Annotated in this window: 20 protein-coding genes and 1 tRNA gene; 7 read left to right on the top strand and 14 right to left on the bottom strand. The window is 70.3% G+C overall.

Annotation, left to right across the window (positions count from 1 at the left end; translation table 11 throughout):
* Window positions 1-64: 64 nt before the first annotated feature.
* A complete protein-coding gene (locus tag IE231_RS07270; protein WP_189693260.1) occupies window positions 65-1,699 on the bottom strand; it encodes an ABC transporter substrate-binding protein in 1,635 nt (544 codons plus the stop codon).
* Between the two features lie 247 nt (window positions 1,700-1,946).
* Window positions 1,947-3,026, bottom strand: a complete 1,080-nt coding sequence (locus IE231_RS07265; protein WP_229866556.1) for a metallophosphoesterase family protein — start codon at window positions 3,024-3,026, stop codon at window positions 1,947-1,949.
* 137 nt (window positions 3,027-3,163) lie between these two features.
* Between IE231_RS07265 and IE231_RS07260 the strand changes: the two genes are divergently transcribed.
* The gene (locus IE231_RS07260) at window positions 3,164-3,991 is read left to right on the top strand and encodes a caspase family protein (RefSeq protein ID WP_189693259.1); all 828 of its coding nucleotides are present in this window, start codon (window positions 3,164-3,166) and stop codon (window positions 3,989-3,991) included.
* A gap of 26 nt (window positions 3,992-4,017) precedes the next feature.
* Here the strand turns inward: IE231_RS07260 and IE231_RS07255 are convergent, their stop codons facing one another.
* Window positions 4,018-5,685 carry a gluzincin family metallopeptidase gene (locus IE231_RS07255; protein ID WP_189693257.1) on the bottom strand — a complete coding sequence of 556 codons (1,668 nt, stop codon included), beginning with the start codon at window positions 5,683-5,685 and terminating at the stop codon, window positions 4,018-4,020.
* Between the two features lie 72 nt (window positions 5,686-5,757).
* A complete protein-coding gene (gene mnmA, locus IE231_RS07250) occupies window positions 5,758-6,906 on the bottom strand; it encodes a tRNA 2-thiouridine(34) synthase MnmA (protein WP_255429977.1) in 1,149 nt (382 codons plus the stop codon).
* Window positions 6,907-6,998: 92 nt separating this feature from the next.
* Here mnmA and IE231_RS07245 point away from each other — a divergent pair, with 92 nt between their 5' ends.
* Entirely contained in the window at window positions 6,999-8,243 is a 1,245-nt protein-coding gene (locus tag IE231_RS07245; protein ID WP_189693256.1) for an NAD(P)/FAD-dependent oxidoreductase, read from the top strand.
* 3 nt (window positions 8,244-8,246) lie between these two features.
* Here IE231_RS07245 and IE231_RS07240 read toward each other — a convergent pair whose 3' ends face one another.
* Entirely contained in the window at window positions 8,247-9,479 is a 1,233-nt protein-coding gene (locus IE231_RS07240; RefSeq protein WP_189693255.1) for a cysteine desulfurase family protein, read from the bottom strand.
* Window positions 9,440-10,174: a helix-turn-helix domain-containing protein gene (locus tag IE231_RS07235; RefSeq protein ID WP_189693254.1), complete on the bottom strand. Its 735-nt coding sequence runs from the start codon at window positions 10,172-10,174 to the stop codon at window positions 9,440-9,442. Before IE231_RS07235 ends, IE231_RS07240 begins: the two co-directional genes overlap by 40 nt.
* A gap of 91 nt (window positions 10,175-10,265) precedes the next feature.
* Between IE231_RS07235 and IE231_RS07230 the strand changes: the two genes are divergently transcribed.
* The gene (locus IE231_RS07230; protein WP_229866555.1) at window positions 10,266-10,703 is read left to right on the top strand and encodes a hypothetical protein; all 438 of its coding nucleotides are present in this window, start codon (window positions 10,266-10,268) and stop codon (window positions 10,701-10,703) included.
* Here the strand turns inward: IE231_RS07230 and IE231_RS07225 are convergent.
* Window positions 10,675-11,604: a diacylglycerol/lipid kinase family protein gene (locus tag IE231_RS07225; protein ID WP_189693253.1), complete on the bottom strand. Its 930-nt coding sequence runs from the start codon at window positions 11,602-11,604 to the stop codon at window positions 10,675-10,677. The two genes, IE231_RS07230 and IE231_RS07225, sit on opposite strands and share 29 nt — an antisense overlap.
* Before the next feature lie 72 nt (window positions 11,605-11,676).
* Here IE231_RS07225 and IE231_RS07220 point away from each other — a divergent pair, with 72 nt between their 5' ends.
* Window positions 11,677-12,660 (top strand): J domain-containing protein, encoded by a 984-nt coding sequence (locus tag IE231_RS07220; RefSeq protein ID WP_189693252.1) that lies wholly within the window; start codon window positions 11,677-11,679, stop codon window positions 12,658-12,660.
* 51 nt (window positions 12,661-12,711) lie between these two features.
* The gene (locus IE231_RS07215) at window positions 12,712-13,179 is read left to right on the top strand and encodes a tRNA (cytidine(34)-2'-O)-methyltransferase (RefSeq protein ID WP_189693251.1); all 468 of its coding nucleotides are present in this window, start codon (window positions 12,712-12,714) and stop codon (window positions 13,177-13,179) included.
* A 152-nt stretch (window positions 13,180-13,331) separates the two neighbouring features.
* Here IE231_RS07215 and IE231_RS07210 read toward each other — a convergent pair whose 3' ends face one another.
* From IE231_RS07210 to IE231_RS07195, 4 genes are all read right to left on the bottom strand, one after another.
* Window positions 13,332-14,129 carry a PIG-L deacetylase family protein gene (locus tag IE231_RS07210; RefSeq protein WP_189693250.1) on the bottom strand — a complete coding sequence of 266 codons (798 nt, stop codon included), beginning with the start codon at window positions 14,127-14,129 and terminating at the stop codon, window positions 13,332-13,334.
* Complete coding sequence (locus tag IE231_RS07205; RefSeq protein WP_189693249.1) at window positions 14,129-15,094, bottom strand: electron transfer flavoprotein subunit alpha/FixB family protein; 966 nt, start codon at window positions 15,092-15,094, stop codon at window positions 14,129-14,131. The genes IE231_RS07210 and IE231_RS07205 overlap by 1 nt, the downstream gene beginning before the upstream one ends.
* Before the next feature lie 14 nt (window positions 15,095-15,108).
* The gene (locus IE231_RS07200) at window positions 15,109-15,909 is read right to left on the bottom strand and encodes an electron transfer flavoprotein subunit beta/FixA family protein (RefSeq protein ID WP_189693248.1); all 801 of its coding nucleotides are present in this window, start codon (window positions 15,907-15,909) and stop codon (window positions 15,109-15,111) included.
* A 277-nt stretch (window positions 15,910-16,186) separates the two neighbouring features.
* Window positions 16,187-17,848 carry a S1C family serine protease gene (locus IE231_RS07195; protein WP_189693247.1) on the bottom strand — a complete coding sequence of 554 codons (1,662 nt, stop codon included), beginning with the start codon at window positions 17,846-17,848 and terminating at the stop codon, window positions 16,187-16,189.
* Window positions 17,849-18,112: 264 nt separating this feature from the next.
* Between IE231_RS07195 and IE231_RS07190 the strand changes: the two genes are divergently transcribed.
* On the top strand, window positions 18,113-20,152 hold the full coding sequence (locus IE231_RS07190; RefSeq protein ID WP_189693246.1) for a TPM domain-containing protein: 2,040 nt from the start codon (window positions 18,113-18,115) through the stop codon (window positions 20,150-20,152).
* Between the two features lie 63 nt (window positions 20,153-20,215).
* Window positions 20,216-21,016 (top strand): PspA/IM30 family protein, encoded by an 801-nt coding sequence (locus IE231_RS07185; RefSeq protein ID WP_189693245.1) that lies wholly within the window; start codon window positions 20,216-20,218, stop codon window positions 21,014-21,016.
* A 116-nt stretch (window positions 21,017-21,132) separates the two neighbouring features.
* On the opposite strand, the gene IE231_RS07180 is transcribed toward IE231_RS07185, so the two are convergent.
* The 3 genes from IE231_RS07180 to IE231_RS07170 all read right to left on the bottom strand — a co-directional run bounded on the left by IE231_RS07180 (window position 21,133) and on the right by IE231_RS07170 (window position 25,564).
* Window positions 21,133-21,209, bottom strand: a tRNA-Met gene (locus tag IE231_RS07180).
* A 99-nt stretch (window positions 21,210-21,308) separates the two neighbouring features.
* On the bottom strand, window positions 21,309-24,305 hold the full coding sequence (locus tag IE231_RS07175; protein WP_229866554.1) for a UPF0182 family membrane protein: 2,997 nt from the start codon (window positions 24,303-24,305) through the stop codon (window positions 21,309-21,311).
* 170 nt (window positions 24,306-24,475) lie between these two features.
* Window positions 24,476-25,564 carry a YlbL family protein gene (locus IE231_RS07170; protein WP_189693244.1) on the bottom strand — a complete coding sequence of 363 codons (1,089 nt, stop codon included), beginning with the start codon at window positions 25,562-25,564 and terminating at the stop codon, window positions 24,476-24,478.
* Window positions 25,565-25,589: the final 25 nt, after the last annotated feature.

The following is a 25,589-nucleotide window of genomic DNA, read 5'->3' as shown; positions in this document are numbered from 1 at the left end:
AGTGCAGCGGCGGGATGCACCAAGCATCCCGCCGCTGCACTGGTCTTGCTAGTCGCGAATTCTCTTACTTGCTCAGCACGCCGAGACGGAACTTGAACGACGGGTCGAGCGTGGAGTCGACGCCCTTGACCGACGTTCCGGCCACGGCGACCTGCGCGCCCTGCAGGAGCGGCAGGGTCGAGAGGTCCTTCGCCACGTCGTCCTGGATCTGGCCGATCTGCTGGGCCCGGGAGTTCTTGTCCGGGTTCGTGGCCTCCTTGGAGATGAGGTCCTGGACGGTCTTGTTCGAGTAGTGGTTCTTGAGGAAGTTGTTCGCGGTGAAGAACGGCGTGAGGTAGTTGTCCGAGTCGGAGAAGTCAGGGAACCATCCGAGCTGGTACATCGGGTACACGTCCTTGGTGCGGTCCTTGGAGTAGGTCACCCACTCGGTGGACTGCAGGTTCACCTTGAACAGGCCGCCGGCCTCGAGCTGCTGCTTGACGAGGGCGTACTCGTCGCCTGAGGACTTGCCGTAGTGGTCCGGGTTGTACTGCAGGTTCAGCGTCACCGGAGTCGTGATGCCGGCGTCGGTGAGCGCCTTCTTGGCCTTGTCTGCGCTGGGCTTGCCGTTGCCGTCGCCGTACATCGCCTTGAGCGGGGTGGCAGCACCGAGGAAGCCGTCCGGAACGTACGAGTACAGCGGCGTGTAGGTGCCCTTGTAGACCTGGCTCGCGATCGCCTCGCGGTCCACGAGATCGGCCATGGCCTGCCGGACGGCGAGCGACTTGGCGGGATCGGCGTCGGGGGCCTTGGCTCCATACGGCATCGTGTCGAAGTTGAACACGATGTAGCGGATCTCCCCGCCGGGGCCCTTGTGGACCGCGACCTTCGAGTCCTTGGAGAGGCTGTCCACGTCCGTGGCAGCCAGAGAGCGCCAAGCGACGTCGATGTTCCCCTGCTGGACGTCGAGCTTGAGGTTGTTCGAGTCCGAGTAGTACTTGAGGTTGACCGTGTCCGTTGCGGGCTTGCCGAGGAGGCCCTGGTAGTCGGAGTTGGCCTTGAACGAGACGAGCTGGTTCTTCTGGTAGGAAGAGATCGTGTAGGGGCCCGCGAAGGCCTTCTTCGAGACGATGTCCTCGTCGTTCATGACCTTGTCCGCGGGGAACACCTTGTGGTCCACGATGGGGCCGACCGGCCCGGTGAGCACCTGCGGGAACGTCTGGTCATTGCCCTGCTTGAGGTGGAAGACCACGGTCGAGGGATCCGGGGCGTCCACGCTCGCGAGGTTCTCGAGCAGCGATGCGGGGCCGTTCGGATCATTGATCTTGACCTGCCGGTCGAACGAGAACTTCACGTCAGCGGAGTCGAGGGTATCCCCGTTGGCCCACTTGAGCCCGCTCTTGAGCTTGACCGTGTACTCCGTGGGGGACGTGAAGGAGGCCGACGTCGCGATGTCGGGCTGCGGCTCCGCGCTGCCCGGCTTGGAGTTCAGGAGGAATGGGTAGATCTGGTTCATGACCATGAACGAGCCGTTGTCATACGAGCCCGCGGGGTCGAGGAACGTGACCTTGTCGGTGGTGCCGACGGTGATGGGGCCGCTGGCGGCAGCGGAGTTGCCCGAAGACGTGCCCCCGGACGGCCCGGTGCAAGCCGTCAGCGCGAGCAGGGAGACGCCGGCGAGCGCGATGGCGCTCCGCACGGCTGTTCTGGTCTTAGCCATCAATGACCTTCTCTTGTCGAGTCGTGGCTGCGCGCTCGCACATTCGGGCACGCCGAACGTGACTCAGCGCACAGTCTGGTGACCCGATTCAATCACTGTTTCAGTGAAGTGAAGGACTTCTTTGAATCATCGAGACCTAACGGTGACCTTCGCGTGCGGGGCAGGGACCGCGGACGACGGCGCCACACCCCGCGCGCCGTCGTCCGCGCCTGCCTCGTGCTACTTCACGGGAGCCCCTTCGCAGCGGCTACTTCACCGTGAAGGGGACCCGCTGCCAGCTCAGCACCTGTGGGCCCGCGGGCTTGTCCTCGGTGCGCGCGGCACCGTTCGCGGCCACGTCCACCTTGAGGTAGTCGGTCGCCGCCCCGGACCCGTCGACGGTGATGCGGGTCAGGTTGTCGGCGGCTCCGGCGACGCCGTAGCGGGCGAGCCAGTGCGAACCGGCGGACAGCGGCCGGTCGGCGTTGTAGACGTGGCTGTCCCCGTTGAACAGGTAGACCGGGCCGTCGAACGCGTTGGACTCCGTGACGAGTGCCTGCACCAGCGGCGTGAACGCGCTGATGTCGTTCCAGGCGGGCGTGTAGGTCGGGTCGAACATGTCGGCCTGCTGGAAGATGACCACGGCGCGGTCCTGCCGCTGCTTGGCCTGCGCGAACGCCTGCTTGACCTCGGCGATGTCGGCGTCGGTGCGGTGCTTGACCTCGGCGGCCTGCTCGGGGGTCTCGGCTGTCTCGCCGAGGCCGGTCCACGGCTGCGAGGCGTTGTTGCTGCCGGGCACATTGATGGCGGCGAACGAGATCCTGTTCCTGCCGAACGCCACGTTCTCCGGGATGCCCTGGGCATCCTGGCTCTTCACCGGCATGGTCGCGCCGAGCGTGGTCCCCGGGTCGTTGAAGAAGACCTCGCGGATCTTCGCCAGCCGCTCAAGGGGGTTGTACGCGCCGTTGTTGGTGCGGTGGCAGTCGGTCCACTCGTTGTCCCCCGGCGTGTAGACGAGCGGGTGCCTGAAGGCGTCGAAGTCGGCGCGGATCTGGGCGAAGTAGTCGTCTGTGCACTTGCTCGAGCCGTTCTTGATGTCGCCTACGTGGACCACGAAGTCGAGCGAGGAATCGGCATTGAGCTGGGCCACCTGCTGGGGGAAGGCAGCACCGGCGGCCGCGCCGTAGGGCGTGTCACCGATGACGGCGAAGCTGAAGGCAGGCTTCGCGTCGGCTGCCGGCGGCGGTGCCGCGGCTGCCGTCCCGGCGACTGCGGCGACGGGGAGGGATGCGAGGACGACGGCGGCCGCTGCCGCGCGTGCGCGCGCCATGGCGGAGGGGAAGGGCATGGTTCTCCTTCAGTGGACGGGGCGGGACATGGGCAGGCTAGGGGCGCCGGGTTCCCGCTTGACGTCCGGGCGGTGTACGGCAGGCAAACGAGGGCCTACCCTGTTGCTCAGGGAGCTGGGCCCGGAAAGAGGACGCCATGGCTCGGGCAGCCCTGTGTGTGGGGATCAACCGCTTCGCCCGGCTGCCCGAGGAGGACTGGCTGGCCGGGTGCGTCAACGACGCCACGGACGTCGCGTCCGTCCTCACCGGACGCTTCGGCTTCGCCGCCTCCGAGGTGACCATCCTGACGGACGCGGCCGCCACGAAGTCGGCGGTGCTGGCCGTGCTGGCCGACATGGTCGATCGCGCGGCGGCCGGCGCCCTCGAGAGGCTCGTGGTCACGTTCTCGACCCATGGCACGCAGATCCCCGACGACGCCGAGGATCCGGACGAGGCCGATCGGATGGACGAGGCCCTGGCCGCCTACGACATCGCCGTGGCGGGCGAAGCCTGGGACCGCAACAGCGTGATCGTCGACGACGAACTGCACGCGCTCTTCTCCCGGGTGCCCGCCGAGGTGCCCGCAGACGTGGTGCTGGACACCTGCCACAGCGGTACCGGACTCCGGGCGTTCCCGCGCCATCCTGACGCCCGAGCCCGGTTCCTGGCCCCGCCTGCGGCGGCCGACCCGAACTCACTGGCGCCCACGGCGCGAAGGGGGTTCCGCGATCTCGTCGCCGCGGGTCCCGGACCAGTCCTCTTCGCAGCCTGCCGGGCAGACCAGAGCGCCGCAGACTCGCCCTTCAACGGCCGCTACAACGGAGCCTTCACCCACTTCCTGCTCGACGCGCTCGCCGCCCAGCCAGAGGTCTCGCGCGCACAGACGCATCAGATCGTCACGGCCTCGCTGAGGGCTGCCCGCTTCGAGCAGCGGGCGCAGCTGGAGGGAACGGCCGCCCAGCGCCTCGCGGTGTGGGGCCACTGAGCTGGGTGCTCCGAGCCGGCCGCCCCTCAGCTTCCCGCAGGGTCCTCCCGCTCGCCCGAGGTATGGAACCCGGCGGGCGCGCCCCCGCCCGCCTCCCGCTCGGCGTGAGCCGTCTCGGCCCGTTCCCTCTGGCGCTGGGCATCCATGACCGGCTTGAGTGCGGCGAAGCACAGCCGGCCGCCCTCGTCGAACCGCAGCGTCGCCCCGCCGCGCACGGTGATGTACTCGGCCTCCGTGCGCAGGCCCAGCCGGTCTCGGGCCTCGCGGCGGGTCAGCGTGACCTCCTGGACGAAGGACGCGCAGATCTCGGAGACCACGAATCCATCCGGAGCGACCCTGACGGTGGGACGCACCCGCTCCACCCGGACCCCGGCCTCCTCGTCGAGGTCCATGGCGCGCATGAGGCGCGGATTCGCCCAGATGAACCTGTTGACCTCCTCGGGGTCGGACGCAAGCGCAGAGAGCCGCACGGGGTACCGCAGGCCCTCGAGGTTGTCGAGTCCGTCGAGCCGGGCGTCCGGGTCGGTGGAGAGGTCGATGTCCCAGAAGGCATCCCGCAGGGTCTCCCGGTAGCCCTTGGCGTGCCCGTCCGCACCGAACGCGGGGCGGGGAGGGGCATCCTCCGGCATCATCACGAGATCGGAGGCGAGGATAGCGCGCAGCAGGTCGGTCCAGGTCGGGTCCACCGGAGGCAGGTACGCGAGCGAACGGAGCACCATCCGCAGGACCTGCTGCCCGACCCTGGCCCCGGACTCGGCGATCTGGTACCTGCTGGCCCTCCCGCCCGGGTAGTCGAGGCGCTGCTTCCACAGCGAGAGCACCGTGTTGAGGACGGCCTGGACCACGACCTCTCCCCGCGCATGGGGCTCCGGATCGAGCTGCCATTCGAGCGGTACCGAGCGGTCGAGGGGGCGGCGGACTGCGCCCCGCGAGAAGAGCCCGTCCGCAAGCCCGAACAGCCCGGAACGGAGGATCTTCTCATCGATGTCACGGCCCGCCTTGGGGCCGGCGGCGGAGAGCATCTGCTCAACGCGGCCGGCGCTCGAGAACACTGAGAGCATCGCCGTGAGGTCAGCGATCGCCTCGTGGAGGGCGAATCCGTCCAGGAGCGCCTTCGCGTCCGCCCAGCGGGGGCGGTAACCGTCGAGGATGGCGTGGGTGACCTCGTGGGCCACGAGGTCCCGGTACAGGGCCATCGGGACGTGCCGGGGGGCGCGGGGGTCGGCACGGTGGCCGAAGCGGATGGCCTTGGAGACGGGGTCGTACCCCGTCTCGCGGAAGTCCACGGGCGCGTAGGCGTCGATCTGGAGCCGGTGCCCGCTGGCCCAGGAAAGCCGCCGTCCCATCGTGCGCTCGAACTCCTGGAGGGTGTCCGAGGCGACGCCGTAGACGTGCTGGGCGAGGAAGCGGCTGTCTGCGAGGAGCGCCTCGAGGTCCTCGGACGGAGGGACGTCATCGATGCCCCACAGCGCACCGTCGAGCGAGAGCGAGACAGGCCTCGCCTCCTCCTGCCCGGGGCGGCGGACCCTGACGTCCAGCCTGGCGCCCAGAGGACCGCTGCGCACCCGCTCAAGAGGGACGCGGACCGTGGCCACCGAGGGCGGCCGGCCGGTGAACGGCCCCTCCGCGAGCACCGACAGGCCCACGAGCTCGGCGCCATACCCCACGCCCGGCTGCATCTGGTCTGAGGCCATCTGCGCCTCCCCTCGAATGGAGCGAGACCCGGGGCCATGATGGCAGGAAAGGGCTGGGCGGGGAAGGGAGGATCAGGCGACGCGGTCCAGCGAGCGCGCCGCGTCGATGGTGGCCTGCCCGAGGACCCGGCTCCCCTGGTACAGGACCACGGTCTGGCCCGGTGCGACCCCGCGGAGGGGAGCGTCGAGCGTCACGACCAGCACGGCGTCGTGCGCCGCCGGGGCGCCTGAGGGACCGGCCTCGAGGCGAGCACGGGCCGGCACCGGGTCGCCGTGAGCGCGCACCTGCGCGTCGCACGCGAAGTCCTCGCCCCACCGCTCACCGGTGGCCTCTGCCGGGGGGCGTCCCGCCCACGAGACGCGGATGCCCCGGATCTCCCTCACGGCCAGGAGCCGTTCCGGGCCGACCACGACGGTGTTGTCCTTGGGCCGGACCTCGAGCACGAACCGGGGCTTGCCGTCGGGGGCCGGCCGCCCCAGGCGCAGTCCCCTGCGCTGGCCCACCGTGAACGCGTTGGCCCCCCCGTGCTCGCCCACCTTCGTGCCGGCCTCGTCCACGATGTAGCCTGGCGCCATCTCGATCTGCTCGGCCAGCCATCCGCGGGTATCGCCGTCGGAGATGAAGCAGATGTCGTGGCTGTCCGGCTTCGCCGCCACTGACAGGCCGCGCCGCGCCGCCTCGGCCCGCACCTCCGCCTTCGAGGGCGTGTCGGCGAGGGGGAAGAGGCAGTGCTCGAGCTGCTCGGCCGTGAGGACGCCGAGCACATACGACTGGTCCTTGGCCCAGTCGGCCGCACGGTGCAGCTCCGGGCTGCCGTCGGCACCCCGGACGACCTTGGCGTAGTGGCCCGTGCAGACGGCATCGAAACCGAGCGCGAGGGCCTTCTCGAGCAGGGCCGCGAACTTGATCCGCTCGTTGCAGCGCATGCACGGGTTGGGCGTGCGGCCGGCGGCGTATTCGGCGATGAAGTCGTCCACCACGTCGGCCTTGAAACGCTCGGAGAAGTCCCAGACGTAGAAGGGGATCCCCAGCCTGTCGCACGCGCGCCACGCGTCGTTCGAGTCCTCGATGGTGCAGCAGCCCCGGGAGCCGGTGCGCAGGGTTCCGGGCATGCGATTGAGGGCGAGGTGGACGCCGACGACGTCGTGCCCGGCCTCCACAGCCCGGGCAGCCGCAACGGCAGAATCTACTCCCCCGCTCATGGCTGCCAGAACTCGCACCGGTCTATTCTAGCGTCGAGGTCCCCCGGCATCCGTGGCGGAGGCCCTCATGTGCAGCGTCAGCGTCCAGCAGGACCGAGGCAGGAGGAACTGTGCAGCCGATTCTCATTGCCGGTGGAGGCCTCGCCGCGGGGAGTGCCGCGAAGACCTTGCGCCAGGAAGGGTTCGACGGCCCTCTCCGGATCATCGCCGACGAGCGGCGCAACCCCTACCTCCGCCCCCCGCTGTCCAAGGAGTTCCTCAAGGGGACGGGCACCGAGACGGAGCTGGACGTCAATCCGCCCGGCTGGTACGCCGAGCACGAGGTCGAGCTGCTCCTGGGCGAGCGAGCGGTGCAGGTCATCCCCGCAGCGCACATGGTCCACCTCGAGAACGGGGCGCTCCTGCCCTACTCGAAGCTGCTCCTGGCCACGGGCGCGCGTCCCCGGACCCTTGACATCCCGGGCGCGGATCTGGAGGGTGTCCACACCTTGCGCCGCTTCCAGGACTCGCTCGCCCTGCGCAGTGAGCTCTCAGCAGGCGGACGGCGCGTCGTCGTCGTCGGCACTGGCTGGATCGGCTTCGAGGTCGCCGCGGCCGCCCGGGAGTACGGCAACGAGGTGACGGTCCTCGGCAGGCACACGACCGTGCTGCGTCAGCTCGAGCCGGCGCTCGCCGAGGTCTTCCGCCGCAACCTCGAGGCGGAGGGGGTGGCGTTCAGGCTGGGGGTGCACCCCGTCGAGTTCATCGCGGGCAACGACGGCGCCGTCGCAGGGGTCGTGCTCCACACCAGCGAGCGCGTGGGCGCGGACCTCGTGGTGGTATCGGTGGGCGTGGAACCCGAAACGGCCCTGGCCGAGGAGGCGAGGATCGCGGTCCGCAACGGCATCGTCACCGACGCGTCGCTGCGCACGAGCGCCGAGGACATCTTCGCGGCCGGCGACGTGGCGTCCTCGCTCCAGCCGTTCACCGGGGACCACGTGCGCAGCGAGCACTGGTCCAACGCGCTCAACGGCGGGAAGGTCGCCGCCAAGGCGATGCTCGGGCAGGACGCGAACTTGGACATCGCCCCGTACTTCTACACGGACCAGGCCGGCCTGAGCATGGAGTACTCGGGGTACTGGCAGCTCGTGCACGGCGCCGAGCTCGTGCTGCGCGGCTCGATCGACTCCGTGGAGTCCGCCAAGGAGGGCTTCGTGGCGCTGTGGGTCCGCGACGGCGCGCTCGTCGGGGGCATGAACGTCAACACGTCGAGGCAGCAGAAGGCGATCAAGGCGCTGATCTCCTCCCGCGCGAGCGTGGACCCCGCCCGGCTGCGCGATCCGTCGGTGCCCCTCGCCGAGCTCGCCGGCGTCTGAGGCTCAGGCCCGGCGCGTGCTTGCCGTTTCGATCCGGCTCGCGTGGCCGGCCATCCCGGCTGCACGGGCCTGTGCGACCGCCGGACCGATCGCCGCGAGCAGGGCGTCGACGTCCGCCTCGGTGGAGTTCCATCCGAGGCTGAAGCGCTGGGCCCCCCGGGCCTCATCCTCGCTGCGCCCCATGGCCAGGAGCACGTGCGAGGGCCGGGGCACCCCGGCCGTGCAGGCCGACCCGGTGGAGGTGGCAATCCCCGCCATGTCCAGGAGGAAGAGGAGCGAATCGCCCTCGCACCCGGGGAACGTCAGGTGGGCGATGCCCGGGAGCCTGGCGGCGCCCGCAGCGCCGTCGCCCCCCGTGGCTGGTCCGCTCACGACGGCGTCCGGCACCTCCCGCACGACCCCCGCCAGGAGTCGCTCCCGGAGCCCCGCGAGACGGCGCGTCTCCTCGCCGAGCCCCGCCACGGCGTCGCGCGCGGCCACCGCGAAGGCCGCGGCCCCCGCGGCGTCCAGGGTCCCCGACCGCAGGCCCCGCTGCTGGCCGCCTCCGTGGAGGAGGGGAGTGAGCACCGTGTCGCGGCGGACGGCGAGCGCTCCGATCCCGACGGGTGCACCGATCTTGTGTCCGGAGACGGCCATCGTGGCGAGGCCGGATTCGGCGAAGGACACGGGAAGGTGGCCGAAGGCCTGGACGGCGTCGGAGTGGACGGGAATGCCGTGCTCGGCGGCGATCTCGACCGCGGCGCGGACAGGCTGCACCGTGCCGACCTCGTTGTTGGCCCACATGAGGGCCACGAGGGCCACACTCTGAGGGTCCTCGGCGATCGCCGATGCCAGAGCATCGAGCCGCGTGACGCCGGCGGTGTCGGACGGGATCCACACGGCCTCCGCCTCCTCGTGCTTCTCGAGCCACTCCACCGTGTCCGCGACGGCGTGATGCTCGATGCTCGAGCACAGGATCCGACGGCGCCGCCGGTCGGCCGCCCGCCGCGCCCAGTACAGGCCCTTCACGGCGAGGTTGTCCGCCTCGGTGCCCCCCGAGACGAGGACGACCTCGGTGGGGTGGGCGCCCAGGGACCGCGCCAGGGACTCGCGGGCGTCCTCGAGGACGCGCCGCGCGGCCTGCCCGGGGGCGTGGAGGGAGGAGGGGTTGCCGCCGCGGGCGACCTGCTCGGTGTAGGCCGCGAGCGCGGCGGGCGTCACGGGCGTGGTGGCGGCGTGGTCGAGGTAGACGGGCACTCTTCAACTGTAGAGGCCACCCGTGGGACGATGCGGGCGCAGCATGCATGGCGCCCCTCGGCGGGCTCCACGCCTTCGACGCGGCGTTCCTGGTCACCGCAGCCGGCGAGCGCGCCGGCGAGCAGAGCCCCGTTCAGGCTGCAGACCACATCCCGGTAGCCGCGCGAGAGGCGATGGAAGGGGCAGTTGCCCAGCTCGATAGTCCCGTCTTCGCCCGGGACCGGCTCGTAGCCGGCGGCGTCGAGGACGGCCTCGATGCTCCCGTGTTCGGCACCGAGGGCGGCTCCGCGCTCGTGGCCAGCGGCGGCGAGGGCGTCGGGCATGGGGGTTCCGGCCATCGACCGCTCCGCGGCTTCGGCGAGGAGTTCTCCCGCGAGCTCGTAGGACCGCTCGGGGACCGCCGCGACCACCTCCGTCAAGGCCGCTTCGTAGAACTTGGAGGGGCGCCCGGATCCCGGTCCCCGCCGCGAGGAGGGCTTGGAGAATGTGGCGCGCAGCACGCCGTCGTCCACGAGGCGGTCGAGGTGTGCGGCGGCCGCGGCGCGGGAGATGCCGGCCGCATCCGCCGCTTCGTCACGCCCCACGGGCCGGGCAGCATCGCGCACATAGAGGTACAGCGCACGACGTCGGTCCTCGCCGAGCGCGGCGAGGGCACCGAGGCGCTGGCGCCACGAGAGTGCAGCATTGGCGGGCATAGCCCGATTCTACATCCAAAACGGTGATCTCTTGTTTTAGATACGTGCGACTTCTAAAATTTGACTTACCCTCTTTGGAAGGAGAACCCCCATGTCCGCCACCTCAGCCCCGCACCATGGCCGCATCCACGCCACCCGAGCCGCGGCCGCCCGCACCCACGCCCTGGCGCCAGCCGACCCGGCCTACCGTCTGCTCAGGACCCTCTACGTCGTCGCACCGCTCCTGTTCGGACTTGACAAGTTCTTCAACCTGCTCACCTATTGGCCCGGCTACCTCGCACCCCTCGCGACGGCGATCGTGCCGGTCAGCGCCCAGTCCTTCATGTACGCCGTGGGCGTGGTCGAGGTCGTCGCGGGCCTGGTCGTGGCATGGAAGCCGCGCTGGGGCTCCCTCGTCGTCGCCCTCTGGCTCGCCGGCATCATCGTGAACCTGCTCATCCTCGGGCACGGCTTCGACGTCGCGCTGCGCGACTTCGGGCTCCTCGTGGGCGCGCTCGCCCTCAACCGGCTCGCGTCCCGCCGCGCGTAGCCGCGAGGACGGTCAGGGCGCCGGGCACCACGGTGATGGTCACCGGCTCATCCGTGACCCGCTCGCCGTCGGCATAGACCACCACCCCGGGTCCGCCGAGCGCCACCCGGCGGACCCGGCTCAGCTCGACCGCGGGATGCCCCACGTGGGCCCCTCGGAACACCTTGGGAAAGACGGCGAGGAACGCCGGAATCGACAGCGGCCGGACCACCACGAGATCAAGGACGCCGTCGTCGGCGAGCGCATCGGGCGCGAGCCTCATGCCGCCTCCGAGCGAGGGGCCGTTGGCCACCGAGACGAGCATGGCCGGCTGTGCCCTCGCGACGCCGTCCACCTCGAGGTCGAACGGCAGGGGGCTGAAGGAGACGAGCTCCCTCAGGACCGCGAGGGTGTAGCGCGCGTGCCCGCGCGGCCACCGCCAGGCGTTGGCGCGCTCGTTGACCCGGGAGTCGAACCCCGCCGAGGCGACCGCGAGGTAGTGGCGGTGGCCGCCGGTCCATTCGATCCTGCCCAGGTCCAGGGCGCGCGGACCGGCCTCGAGCGCAGTGAGGAGCACTCCCACAGCATCCTCCACGGAATCGAGGGGCACACCGAGGAGACGGGCCGCATCATTCCCCGTGCCGGCCGGGACCACGCCGAGGGGCACGCCGGTTCCCGCGAGCACGTTCGCCAGGAGGTTCACCGCACCGTCGCCGCCCACGGCGATGACCGCGTCGGCGTCCGGCAGCGACTCCGCCACCGCCGTCGCGAGCTCGGTGGCGGAACCGCGCCACAGCTCGGTGACGTCGGCTCCCCTCGCGCGCAGCAGCGAGGCGGCCTCCCGGGCGCGCGCGCCGCCGCGCCCCGCATGCGCGGTGGGATTGACGGCCAGGGCCAGCCTGGGGCGAGTCGGGGAGGGCATGCCGAGGATTATCCCAGCCGCAGCTCGGGGACCCCGGAGGCTGCACGCGGCGCGCCACCCTACGATGGACCCATGCCCGGCCGCGTCCCATCCCACTACGAGGTGCTCGGCGTGCCCGTGACCGCGAGCGAGAGCGACATCAAGCGTGCCTACCGCCGGGCCGCGCGCACGCACCATCCAGACCACGGCGGTGACGTCACCGAGTTCCGGCGCGTCACGCTCGCCTATGAGGTGCTCTCCCACGCGGCCTCGCGTGCCGCCTACGACCGCAGCTACTTCACGTCCTTGCCCCAGCGCGAGGCCGGGGGCCCCGAGGCCGGCGCGGGGGCGCAGAGTCCGGCAGCGGCCGGAGCGGGGAGCCCTGCAGGGCGCACGACGGCGCACGGCGGCTTCCGCTCCGAGCAGGACCCACACCGGCGCACCGCTGGGCAGCGCAACCCCGCGGGCCAACCCGCCGTCTACGTGCCGCCCTTCGCACCGGGCACCGTGCCCCTCATCCCGGCCGACGCTGCGGCGCGGGCCGAACACGGCGTTCCCCGTCGACGGGGGCTGTTCGGCGCGGAAGCCCGGATCCAGCGAGAACAGCTCACGGCCGCCCTCATCCGGCGGCGCGTACTGTCCGCGATCCCTTCCGCGCGGCTGCTCAACGGGCTCCGCTCCCCCGCCGACTCATCGCACATCGCCCACGCCGTCCTCGCCGGATACCGGCTGGCACTCGTCGACTCGATGCTCGTGCCCCGAGGGAACTACGCCTGGGACGGCACCCACCTCGTCCACGGGGGCCGCGCCATCGCACCGCCGAGGCTCGCCGACCAGGTCCGGTACTTCCAGAACCTCTTCCCCGAGCTGAACGTCCAGGGCTTCGTCCTCGTCCTCACCCCCGAGGACAACCTGCATGAGCCCGTGATCGACGTCCGGCGCGGCGCCGACGGTCCGATCGAGCCACTCAACGCGGCGAAGTTCATCCGCGAGCTCACGTTCTTCCTCGCCTCGGGGCCGCAGCCCAACGTCGTGTTCGTGCCCGCGCTCGCGCGGCTCCTGACCGGGCTGCACTGACCCGGGCTCTACCCGCAGGGCACCTGCTGCCCGGCCCGTAGGATGGAGGGCGTGTTCCGCATCCTCTTCTACACGCCCGAGATCCCGGGAAACACCGGCAACGCGATCCGCCTCTCGGCCGTGACGGGCTCCGAGCTGCACCTCGTCGAGCCCCTCGGCTTCAACTTCGAGGACGCGAACCTGCGCCGCGCGGGCCTCGACTACCACGACCTCGCCGTCATGACCGTGCACAAGAGCCTCGACGACGCCTTCGCGGCCCTCCTGCCGGCGCGCGTGTTCGCGTTCACCTCCCACGGGGACACCCCGTACGCGGACGTGGCGTACGAGCCCGGCGACGTCCTCTTCTTCGGCCCCGAGTCGGTGGGGCTGCCGCAGGACGTGCTCGACGACGCGCGGGTCACCGCCCGCGTCCGCCTGCCGATGCTGCCCTCGCGCCGCTCGCTCAATCTCGCGAACTCGGCCTCGATCGCGGTGTACGAGGCGTGGCGCCAGAACGGGTACGCGGGGGCGCAGCTCTGAGGCCTGCTGCGTCCCGGCCGGCCCGCCCCCCGGCGGAAATGGTGGGTTGAGCAGGGTGCCGGGCCCCCGGACCCTGCTCAACCCACCATTTCACGCCCCAACCCACCATTTCACGGGGCACGAGGCGTCCGCGTGCTCCCCGGCGCCCGGGCTCAGAAGCCAGCAATCGTCTCCGGGTTGTTGACCGAGACCACGTGGAACTCCTCCGCCGACGCCCCAGCAGCCAGCCCGGCGTCCTGCGCCGAGGCGCGCATCCGGGTCCGCACCGACTCCTCCATTGCCGCCGCGTCGGGATGCTGGCTGATGTGCACGTGCAGCGCGGCGACCTTCGCGTCGACGGAATCCGTGACCTCGGAGTAGTGGTTGGTCCTCTCCTTGGGGCCGGCGTACAGCCACAGCCACGGCAGCCGGTAGGCCCCGAGTCCGGCCTCGGCCAGCTCGGGGTACGCGTACGGGTTCTCGAGCGCGGGATAGACGGCACGCGTGACGGCCTCGCCGCACGCGAGGTGGTCGGGATGCGACTTCTGCAGCCGGTCCCAGTTCCGCTCGGGGTGCATGGCGAGCACGACGTCGGGCCGCACCCTCCGCACGAGCTCGACGACGTCGCGCATCACCTCGTGCGAGGGCTCGAGGTACCCGTCGCGGTAGCCGAGGAAATGGACCTCCTTGACCCCGACGAGAGCGGCGGCGCCGCGCTGCTCCTCGTGGCGCATCGCCACGATGCTCGAACGGTGCTCCGGCTCGAACCCGCCGGCGTCGCCGTCGGTCATGATGCAGTAGTGCACCTCGACCCCCGCGGCGGTCCATCCGGCGACCGTCCCGGAGACGCCGAAGTCGAGGTCGTCCGGGTGGGCGCCGAAGGCCACGACCCGGCGCACGGCGTGGCGCGCCGGGTCGAAGAGCGGCGAGGAGCCACTGCCCGGCCGGCCTGCGGGAGGGATGGCTGCCATCAGCCCCGACGCCGGGCGATCTCGGCGGCCGCCTGCGGAAGGACTTCGGAGATATCCCCCACGACGCCGAAGTCCGCGATCTCGAAGATCGGCGAATCCGGGTCCGAGTTGACCGCGACAATGACCTTGGCGGTCTGCATGCCGGCCCGGTGCTGGACGGCGCCCGAGATCCCGGCAGCGATGTACAGCTGCGGAGAGACGGTCTTGCCCGTCTGGCCCACCTGCAGGTCGTGGCTGATCCAGCCGGCGTCCGCGGCTGCCCGCGAGGCGCCGACGGCACCGCCCAGGGCATCGGCGAGCTCCTCGACGGGGCCGAAGTCCCCGTCCGTGCCGCGGCCGCCAGAGACGACGATGCGTGCCTCGGTCAGCTCTGGCCTGCCGGAGGAGGCCTTCGGCGTCCTCCCCGTGATCCGTGCGGCGGCGGCTAGGGACTCCTGCGGGACGGCCACGGGCACGAGGTCCGCCGCTGCGGGCACAGGTTCGGGAGCCGCGACCTCGGCGTTCGGCTTGAGCGTGAGGACGGCGAGGCCGCTCCGGACCCGGGCACGGACCTCGTAGGAGCCCGCAAGGACTGACTTGTGGGCGGTGCCGTCCGCCTCGAGCGCCACCACGTCCGTCACGACTCCGGCGTCCAGACGTACGCCGAGGCGCGCGGCGGCCTCCTTGCCGTCCGCGGAGTTGTCGAGCAGGACGGTCCGTACCGCGCTGCCGGCAGCGGCGACCACGTCGGCGAGCCAGGCAGCCGTCGGCCCCACGAGGTACTGGGACAGGTCGACGCCCTCGGGCACGAAGACGGCGGTTGCACCGTGCTCGCCGAGCTGGGCTCGGACGGCGTCCGTCACCGGCCCGGTGCTGGCCACGGCGACCGTGCCGAGGGCACGACCGGCGGCCACGAGCTCGAGATCGGCCTTCTTGAGGGAGTCCCCGGCGCCGCCGAGGACCACGAGGACAGTGAATTCAGCCATGGGTGTTCTCTCCCTCAGATGAGCTTCTGTGCGGCCAGGAAGTCGACGAGCTTGACGCCGGCGTCACCCTCGTCGGTGATGATCGTGCCGGCGGAGCGGGCGGGACGCGGCTGCGCGGATTCGACCTCGGTGAGCGAGCCCGCGGAGCCGACCTGGCCGGCGTCGAGCCCGAGATCACCCAAGGAGAGCGGCGCGATCTTCTTCTTCTTCGCGGCGAGGATGCCTTTGAAGTTGGGGTAGCGCGGCTCATTCGCCTGGTCAGTCACCGAGACGAGCGCAGGCAGCTCCGCCTCGACCGTCTCGGTCACGCCCTCGCCGTCGCGCTGGATACGCACGGTCGTGCCGGCCACCTCGAGCGAGGAGGCGAAGGTCAGCTGCGGCAGGCCGAGCCGCTCCGCGAGCTGCGCGGGCACAAGCGACGTCTCGCCGTCGGTCGACGCCATGCCGGTCAGGACGAGGTCCACATCGCCGATCCGGCGGATGGCGCTCGCGAGGGCGAGCGACGTGGCCCAGGCATCCGAGCCGGCGAGCGCGTCATCGCTGACGTGCACGCCCGAGCTCGCACCGATCTGGAGGGCCTTCTTCAGGGCGTTCGCGGCGTCGGCGCCGCCCATCGTCAGGGCAATGACCTCCTTGCCCCCCTTGTCGCCCCCGCGGGCGTCGGTGAGCTGCAGCGCGGCCTCGAGGGCGTACTCGTCCAGCTCGGAGAGGATGCTCTCGGAGCGGTCGAGGGTGCGGTCCGGGCCGATGTGGCGGTCGAATTGCGCATCCGGCACGTGCTTGACCAGCACGACGATCTTGAGGGTGTCTCCCACAGTCCTTCGCCTTCCCTACTCGCGAACATGCCGTGGGCGGGGACCGTCCGCGGCAGGTGGCCCGGGGCTCGCTGGGCACGGCATTGCGGCCCGCGGCGTGCATGCCGGGCACGCCTAGCTAACCACACGCAGCGCCGGGGGCGCCTCCCTTTCTGACGCGGCGTTTCACCGATGGGCCGCGGCAGACGCACGACGGCGCGTCCCGGCTGGGTGCCGGAACGCGCCGTCGTGCGCCGCCGTGGGTGACCACTCCGTGGAGCGCAGGCCCGGGAACGGCCTACTGTGCTGAGCCGACCGTCACGTCGATCTCCTGCGACTGGCCGTTGCGCTGGATGGTTGCCTTGACGGTGGAGCCGGGCGCCTGCTGGCGGACCGCTGCCGTGAGCTCGGACGCGTCCGAGATCGGAATGCCGGCGAACTGGGTCACGACGTCGCCCTGCTTGATCCCCGCCTTGTCAGCGGCGGATCCGGAGGTCACCGAGGCGACGCGGGCGCCGCTGGAGAAGGACGAGTTGGCGCCGTTGGCGCTGTAGTCCTGCACGGAGACGCCGAGCTGGCCGTGGGTGGCCTTGCCGTTGTCGATGAGCTCCTTGGCGATCCGCTGCGCGTAGTTGGCCGGGATGCTGAAGCCGACGCCGATGTTGCCGGACTGCGAGCCCGACGACGAGCCGGAGCCGGTGGAGGCGATCGCGACGTTGATGCCGATCAGCTGCCCCTGGCTGTTCACGAGGGCGCCGCCGGAGTTGCCGGGGTTGATCGGCGCGTCCGTCTGGATCACGTTCAGGCTCACTGTGCTCTGGGCGCTCTGCCGCTGCGACTGGCCCTGCCCCGGAGGGGCGAACTGGAATCCCTGGTCGCCGCCGTTGCCCTGCGAGCTGTCCCCTCCCTGGGGCGCGGCCGAGGAGGCGACGGAGATCGTGCGGTTGAGTGTGGAGACGATGCCGTCCGTCACCGTGTTCTCGAGCCCGAGCGGGGCTCCGATGGCGATGGCGGTGTCGCCAACGTTGATCTTGCCGGAGTCGCCGAACGTGATCGGGGTGAGGTTGGCGCCGTCGACCTTCACGACCGCGAGGTCACTGAGCGGATCGGTGCCCACGACCGTCGCCTTGTACACCGCACCGTTGCTCGCCCTGACTTCGATGGACGGGCTGGCCACCTGGCCGTCCAGCGTCACGACATGGGTGTTGGTCAGGATGTGCCCCTGGTCGTCGAGCACCACGCCGGAGCCGGTGCCGGAGGAGTTCCCCGAGGTCACCCCGATGGTCACGACGCTCGGGGACGCTTTCGCCGCAGCCGCGGTCACGGCGTTCACGCTGTCCTGATTGTTGACGATGACCGGGCCGGGGTTCTGCGCCTGACTCGAGACGCTCATGGCCCGAGGAGCCCAGAGCCCGGAGGTGCCCGCCACGACGCCGCCGCCGACGAGCCCGGCTGCCAGCATGCTGCCCACGAGCACGCCGCTGCCCCAGCGGCCCTTCTGGCGCCGCCCCGGCCGCTGCTGCGGCTGGCGCGGGAAGAATGAGCTGCCCTGTGGCTGCGGGCCCTGGGGGCCGTAGTAGCCGTGCTGGCCGTAGCCCTGCGGGCCCTGAGGGCCGTAGCCCGGCTGGCCCGGGTGGCCGTAGCCCGGCTGGCCGTACTGCGGGGCCGCCCCGTTGGGCCCCTGGGGATGCTGCTGGCCGTACTGGGGCGCCTGGTGCTGCGGGCCCTGCTGCTCGGGGGGGCGCTGGCCAAAGCGGGGCTCCGGGCCGTTCGCGTCCCGTGCGGAAGGCTGGCCATAGGGGGGCAGCGGCTGAGTGGGCTGCGACGGCGTCTGGCCGCGCTGCGACTGCTCCGGGGCCCCGCCGGAGGGAACGCTCGGCTGCTGGACGGTCGGATGGCCCTGCCGCTGGGGGTCGGGGGCTCCCGCGCCGGATGCCGGGCGGGGGTCGCTCTCGTTCATTGCTGGGTCCTTTCCCTGAACTCCTTACCCACTATGGTCCACCAAGCTGTGCCAGACTCTTCTGTTCTCTGGAAGCTCGCTGGGAGTCCGCCGAAAGGACCGCTCCTGCGGCGCGGTTTCTCTCCCAGCGCACAGAGGCCCCGTGCGAGCGCCGCACGCACGCACCTAGAATCGACATACGAGCCGCCTCTGCCATCAGGCACCGAGCGTGGGGGCCGCGCGGACCCGGGGCCAGGGACTCCGGGCTGACTGAAGGACTGGCGCATGCGTTCGACGGCGAAGACACTGGTTGCGACCCTCGCGGCAGCGTTCCTGATGCTCTTCCCCGCAACGGCTGCCGCATGGGCCACGGACCCGGTGACGATCCCCTCCGGCACGAACATCATCGATCCGCAGGGCGCCCTCGGAGGCCGGAAGGCGGACGTCCAGAAGGCCATCTCCAACCTCCTCGGCTCACACCAGACCAACCTGTACGTAGTCATCGTCGACTCGTTCACCAATCCTGCCGACCGGACTGCGTGGGCCCAGGCCGTGGCCAAGAACACCGGGATGGGCGGCTCAGACGTGCTGCTTGCCATCGCCACATCGGGCCAATACCAGCTCCTCGCCAGCACATCCAACACGAAGGTCTACCCCAAGATCTCCACCATCGCGCAGAACGCCGTCACGCCCAATCTGGCCGGAGGGAAGAAGGACTACGCGCAGGCCGCCATCGACACCGCCAAGGCGGTGGGCGACGCCGCGGGAGGCGGGAGCGGCACCGTCACATCGGGTGGCGCAAGCGCAGTGCCGTGGCTCGTGGGAGGCGGCGTCGTCGTCGCGGGAGCGGCGGGCGCCTACCTCATCTCCCGGCGGCGCAAGGCCGCAGCACAGCCCCAGGTCCAGATGGGCCCGGGTTCCGGCCAGCTCGACCCCCTCGCATCCCTGAGCGTGGACGAGCTCCGCAAGCGGGCGAGCGGCCTCCTTGTTCGCGCCGACGATGCCATCCGCTCGAGCGAGCAGGAGCTCGGATTCGCCGAAGCCTCCTACGGCACCGACGCCGTCGGCAACTTCACGAAGGCCCTCGCGGAGGCCAAGGCCCACCTGAGCGAGTCCTTCAAGCTCCAGCAGCAGCTCGACGACCACATCCCCGACACCGAGGCGCAGCAGCGGCAGTGGCTCGGCGACATCATCCGACGCTCGGAGGCCGCCATTGCGTCCCTCGCTGAGCAGAAGGCGGACTTCGACGCCCTGCGGGAGCTCGAACGCAACGCCCCGGCCGCGCTGGACGACGTCGGCAAGGGCGCTGCGGACGCCCAGTCCCGGCTCGCCGCCGCGCAGACCCAGCTCACCCAGCTCCAGTCGCGCTATGCGGACCAGGCAGTCAAGCATGTCGCCGACAACATCGCTCAGGCCCAGGAGCGGCTGGCCTTCGTGTCCAACGCGTCGGAGACGGCCAGGCAGAAGCTCTCCGAAGGCCAGACCAGCCCGGCCGCCATCGCCGTCAGGGCAGCCGAGGAGGCCCTGCACCAGGCCCGGGTGCTGCTGGATGCGATCGACAAGGCCGCAAGTGCGCTCGATGACGCGAGGCAGCGGATCGACACCGCGCTCGCAGACACCCAGGCCGACGTCGCCCAGGCCAAGGCTCTCGCCGGTCAGGGGCAGCACCCCGAGCTTGCCGGCCCCGTGGCGGCGGTCGCGACGACCCTCGCCACGGTGCAGGAGGACCTGCGTACCCCGAAAGTCGATCCGGTCGCCCTCCTGTCACGGATCGAAGCCGCGCACACCCAGCTCGACGAGGCCCTGACCGGAGTGCGGGACAAGCAGCAGCAGGCGCAGCGGGCCCAGGCGTCCCTCCAGCAGGCCCTGCAGAGCGCCCAGGACCGCATCAGCGCCACGAGCGACTACATCACCGCCCGCCGCGGCGGCGTCGGAACCGAGGCACGGACGCGGCTCGCGGAGGCCCAGCGCAACCTCGACTACGCCCTGTCCATCTCGTCCAGCGATCCCACGACCGCCCTCGCCTACGCCCAGCAGGCAAACGCCCTCGCATCGCAGGCGGGGCAGATAGCGCAGCAGGACGTCGACCAATTCGCCGGCTGGGGCGGAGGCCCGGGATATGGGGGCATGTTCGGGGGGCGCCGCGACGGCGGCGGCCTCGGCGGGGCGATCCTCGGCGGCATCATCATCAACTCGATCCTCAGCGGCGGCCACCATCAGGGCGGCGGCTGGGGCGGCGACGGCGGCTTCAGCGGCGGCTGGGGCGGCGACGGCGGCGGTTTCGGCGGCGGAGGAGACTTCGGCGGCGACGGCGGCAGCTTCTAGGCCGCACGGGGGAACGCGAACGCCTTCCACCGGACCACTTTCCACGCAACGAAAGGGAGCACCATGGCAAAGCAGTCCATCTTCGGACGCATCGCACAGCTGGCCAAGGCGAACATCAACGCCCTGCTGGACCAGGCGGAGGACCCGCAGAAGATGCTGGACCAGATGGTCCGGGACTACACGAACAACATCGCCGAGGCCGAGTCCGCCATCGCCCAGACAATCGGCAACCTGCGCATGATGCAGGAGGATCATGCAGAGGACATCAAGGCCGCCCAGGACTGGGGCAACAAGGCGCTGGCCGCCTCGAGGAAGGCGGACGAGTTCAGGGCCAGCGGGGACACCGCGGACGCCGAGAAGTTCGACAACCTCGCCAAGGTTGCCATCCAGCGCCAGATGTCCTCCGAGAATGAGGCCAAGGCCGCGGAGCCGACCATCGCAACTCAGAGCGAAGTCGTGGACCGGCTCAAGACGGGGCTGGAACAGATGAAGGGCAAGCTCAACGAGCTGACCGCCAAGCGCAATGAGCTCGTGGCCCGCTCGAAGACCGCAGCCGCCCAGAGCCAGGTGAATGACGCTCTCAGGAGCGTCGACATCATGGATCCAACGAGCGAGGTCTCCCGGTTCGAGGAGAAGGTCCGCCGTGAGGAAGCGAAGGTCCGCGGCCAGCAGGAGCTCGCCGCGTCCAGCCTCGACGCGCAGTTCAACCAGCTCGAGGACCTCGGCGAGCAGACAGAGATCGAGGCCCGTCTCGCGGCGCTGAAGCAGGGAACCTCCCCCGCGGCCCTCGGCTCCGGGGCCGGCACCGCATCCGCCACCGGTGCCTCGACGTCCGTCGAAGAGGCCGACCTCGACAAGCTCTGACCGTCTGAGAGGTGTGCTGCCTGGCGGAGACTGTCCCTCTGGACGTGCCTGCCAGAGACGGCCCGACAGACACGCAGAAGGCCCGGACCATTGGTCCGGGCCTTCTGCGTGGTGCTTGGTTGCGGGGGCAGGATTTGAACCTACGACCTCTGGGTTATGAGCCCAGCGAGCTACCGAACTGCTCCACCCCGCGGCGCACCACCCACAATAGCAAGGAGTGAATGCTGGGCCAAATCGCGGTGAACGCCGCAGGTTGCGCGACCCGGCGGCTCAAGTTGCTCCGGCTCCGCGACTACTGGCTCGGTGTCGGAGTTGCACTCGGCGTAGGCTCCGGGCTGGCCGTGGAGGAGCCCGATGTGCCTGCGCCGGAGGAGATCTTGGCCTCGGCATCCATGGCCCGCTGCACCGCGGCGCTGAGCCTCTGCTGGGCCTCACCATAGGCCGCGAAGTTGCCGGCCGCGAGTGCCGCCTGGCCGTCCTTGAGCGCTTGGCCCGCGTCCTTGAGCGCCGCCTGCAGATCGGCCTGCGCGGATGGCGCAGCGCCGGAACTCGGCGCCGGAGTCGGCGTCGTCGGTGTCTGGCCGTTGTTGCCCGAGTCCCCAGCCTTCGCGCCCGAGTTGCCGCCGAAGAGGTCGTCGAGCGCCTTGTCCAGTGTGGGCGCGAATCCGATCTTGTCGCCGAACGCGACGAGGACGCGCTGGAGGGTGGGATAGGAGGTGGCGCCGGTGGACTTCACGTAGACGGGTTGGACGTACAGCAGTCCTCCGCCGACCGGGAGGGTGAGCAGGTTGCCGTTGAGCACCTCAGAGGCTCCCTGTCTGAGCAGGTTGAGCGACTGCGAGACGTTGGTGTCCGAGTTGAACGTGTTCTGGACCTGGCCCGGCCCCGGCACGAGCGTATCGGTCGGCAGTTTGAGGAGCCTGAGCTTGCCGTAGTCGGGCCCTCTCACCCCGGCTTTCGACCCAGCGTTCGAGTCCGCCGCCAGGAATCCGTACATCACGTCCCGAGAGGATCCTCCCTCGACCGTCTGCGGGATGAAGCTCGAGGTGAGCTGAAAGGCCGGTGCCTTCTGGTCCGGCATCTGCAGGGTCAGGTAGTACGGCGGCTGCTTCACGGAGCCCGACTTCACGGTCGGGTCGTTCGGCACGCTCCATACGTCATTGTTCTTGTAGAAGTCGCCGGGATCGGTGACGTGGTAGCGGGTCAGGAGCTCACGCTGGACCTTGAAGAGGTCCTCGGGGTAGCGCACGTGGCTGATGAGGCCCGAGGACATGTCGGAGATCGGCTTCACCGTTGCTGGGAACACCTTTTCCCATGCCTTGAGCAGCGGGTCTTGGTCATCCCAGGCGTACAGGGTGACGGAACCGTCGTACGCGTCGACCGTCGCCTTGACCGAGTTGCGGATGTAGTTGACGGTGGCCTGCGGCAGCTGCGTGGCCCGGCCGGCAGCGGTCTGCGAGTCGGCAGTGATCTGCTGGATCTGCTGCTGCTGCGCATACGGGTAGTACTGGGTCGTCGTGTATCCGTCGACGATCCACTTGACGCGGCCGTCGATCACAGCCGGGTAGGCGTTGCCGTCGACGGTCAGGTAGGGCGCGACCTTCTGCACGCGGTCCCGCGGATTGCGGTCGTAGAGGATCTGCGACTGGCCGTTCACGCCGTCCGAGAAGAGCAGGTCCGTGCTCTGGAACTTCATGGCGTACATGAGTTTGTTGAAGAAGCTCCCGACGTTGGGGCCAGCGTTGCCGTCGAAGGTGTACTGCGTGTCCCCGGCGCCGCCTTGGGGCTTGTCCTGTTCCCGCGGCTGGCTGCCCGCAGGTGCTCCGACGATGGAGTAGTCCGGGGAGTACTCGCCGAAGTAGATGCGGGGCTGGTATGAGGAATCGGTCCCCAGGACGCCTGTCGAGGGAATCCCGGACTCCATGAAGACCGGCTTCCCGTCGGTCGTGGCCGTGTTGCCGTAGGCGGCGACCACGCCATATCCGTGGGTGTAGACGATGTGGTTGTTGTACCAGGACTGCTGGCTCGGGGACAGGCCCTGCGAGTTGAGCTCGCGCACGGCAATGACAGTGTCCTGGGACTTGCCGTCAACGGTGTAGCGGTCCACGTTCAGTGACGGCGCGAACTGGTAGTACGGGCGGTACTGCTCGAGCTGTTGGAAGGTGGGCGAGACGAGCGTGGGGTCGAGGAGCCGGATGCTCGCGGTCGTCTGGGCATCCTGCCGGAGCGCGCCCGGCGTGGCCGTTGTCGTCGCCTTGTAGTCCTGCACCTCGACGTCGTCTAGGCCGTACGCGGCCCGGGTCGCCTGGATGTTGCGCTCGATATAGGGGGTCTCGGCGACCTGCTCGGACGGGCGGACCTGTACCGTCTGGATCACCCAGGGGTAGACGCCGCCGGCGAGGATGCCGGTGATGACGAGCATCGCCGTGCCGATGAGGGGCAGGCGCCAACGGCCGATCACGGCGGCGACGACGAACAGGACTGCCACGATGGCCGCCGCGATCGCCAGGATCGCCTTGGTCGGGATAACAGCATTGACGTCGGTGAAGAGCGCACCGGAGACGCGCCCGGACGAGTTGTAGACGGAGCTGTAGCGGTCGAGCCAGAAGTTGGCGGCGATGAGCAGCAGCAGCACGGCGCCGGAGATCGCGAGGTGCAGCTGCGCCGCGCGCGCCATGTAGATGCCGCTCTCGCTGATCCGGATGGAGCCGTAGAGGTAGTGGGTGAGCAGGCCCGCGATCCCGGCGATGACCACTGCGCTGAGGAGGAATCCCACCACCGCGCCGAGGAACGGCAGTGACATCGTGTAGAAGCTGATGTCGAGGTGGAACTGCGGATCCTGGACGCCGAAGGACTCCTGGTTGAAGAACAGGGCCACCTTCTGCCACTGGCTCGCCGCGGCAGCACCAGCGAACAGGCCGAAGACGATCGGCACGCCAGCCATCACGATGCGCCTCATCGGCTCGAGCTGCTCCTGGTACCGGCTCATGGTGTCCTGAGAGGAGGGGTCCGGCGCGTAGACCGGCCGCGCGCGGTACGCCCCCCGCATCACGCCGTAGATGGCCCCCGCCATGACGACGGCGGCGACGAGGAACACGAGAGAGCGCACGAGGTTCTCCCGGAGGAAGACCTCGACGAAGCCGAGCTGCTGATACCAAAGGATGTCCGTGTACAGCTGGGAGAAGAGCACGAACCCGACGGCCAGGACGGCGACAATGACGATGGTCGGAATCAGCGCGCCCCTGCGGCGGCGTAGTGCGGTCGGTCTGCCTTCGGGGCGGGATGTCACGGCGTACCTCGTTGCTCTGGCTCGGCTGCTCCACGGCGCACGGGGGTGGCCCGTGCTCGTCTAAGTCAAGCACGCCCGGCGCACGCCGGCAGTTCCCGGGCCCGGGTCGCGGTGAGGTAACGATTCGACCACGCCCGGGAGTCCGCAGGGCAGACGACCCGTCCGGCGGATCAGCGCGTGCACTGCGGCATCGTCGAGGGGTCCTTCCCCTGCGCGTAGCCCTCGACCGCGGCGCGAGCCTCCCCGAGAGTGCTCACCTTCACCACTGAGAGCCCCTGCGGGACGTGGCCCACCACCTCATCGCAGTTGTCCGCCGGTGCAAGGAAGAGCGTGGCGCCCGCGGCTCGGGCGCCATACAGCTTCTGGTCGATGCCGCCGATGGCCCCGACGGCCCCATCGGGGCTGATCGTGCCGGTCCCGGCGACGTGCTTGCCCCCCGTCAGGTCACCCGGGGTGAGCTTGTCCACGATCCCGAGGGCGAACATCATCCCGGCGCTGGGACCGCCCACCCTGTCGAGGGAGATGCTCACCGAGAAGGGGAAGGTGTAGGTGTACGCGATCCCCACGCCGATGACCCAGGTGCCCTGCTGGCCCTTCGTCGGCGTCACCTGCTCTGATACCTGTGCACCGTCGCGGAGCACCACGACGTCCACGGGCGCACCTGCCGCAGTCGCCAGCACCTTCTGGACCGCGGAGAGGGAGGTGACAGCAGTTCCCGCGACACTGACGAGACGGTCACCGACCTTGAGCTTGCCGGCGGATGGGGAGCCATCGGGTATTGCAGCGACATTGAGCTGCTGCTCGTAGTGGATGCCGAGATCGCTCAGGGCGGCGGCGACGGACGTCTGCTCGGAGTCCTGCATCTGGGCGGCGTTCTCGTCCGCGACCTGCTGGCTCGTGGTGCCCGGCGGATAGACGGCGCGCAGCGGGAGTATGCCGCGAGACTGGTCGAACCATGAGCGGGCCAGCTCGAGCAGCCCGACGTCGCTGTTCGGACCGCCGTTGATGTAGACGGTGGTCAGGTCCAGCGCTCCCGACGCGGGGTACGAGTCTCGCCCGCTGATGCTGATGACGTCCTTGCCCGCCGTCTGGCCCAGGGTGTTGTAGGCAGGTCCCGGCGACTCGACGACGTAGGGCACCGGAACGGCCGCCACGGTTCCACCGAGCACAAGGGCCGCGAGCCCCGCGATGGCCGCGGCGAGGCCGCGGCCCGACGTACGCTTGATGCGCCCGGTCGCACTGCCGCCGTCAACGCTCAATGAGCACTCCCGTCTGTTCTCGCGC

The organism is Sinomonas cellulolyticus (genome assembly GCF_014656475.1).
In the GTDB taxonomy this organism is placed as follows: domain Bacteria; phylum Actinomycetota; class Actinomycetes; order Actinomycetales; family Micrococcaceae; genus Sinomonas; species Sinomonas cellulolyticus.
This window is presented reverse-complemented; position numbering and strand designations above follow the sequence as displayed.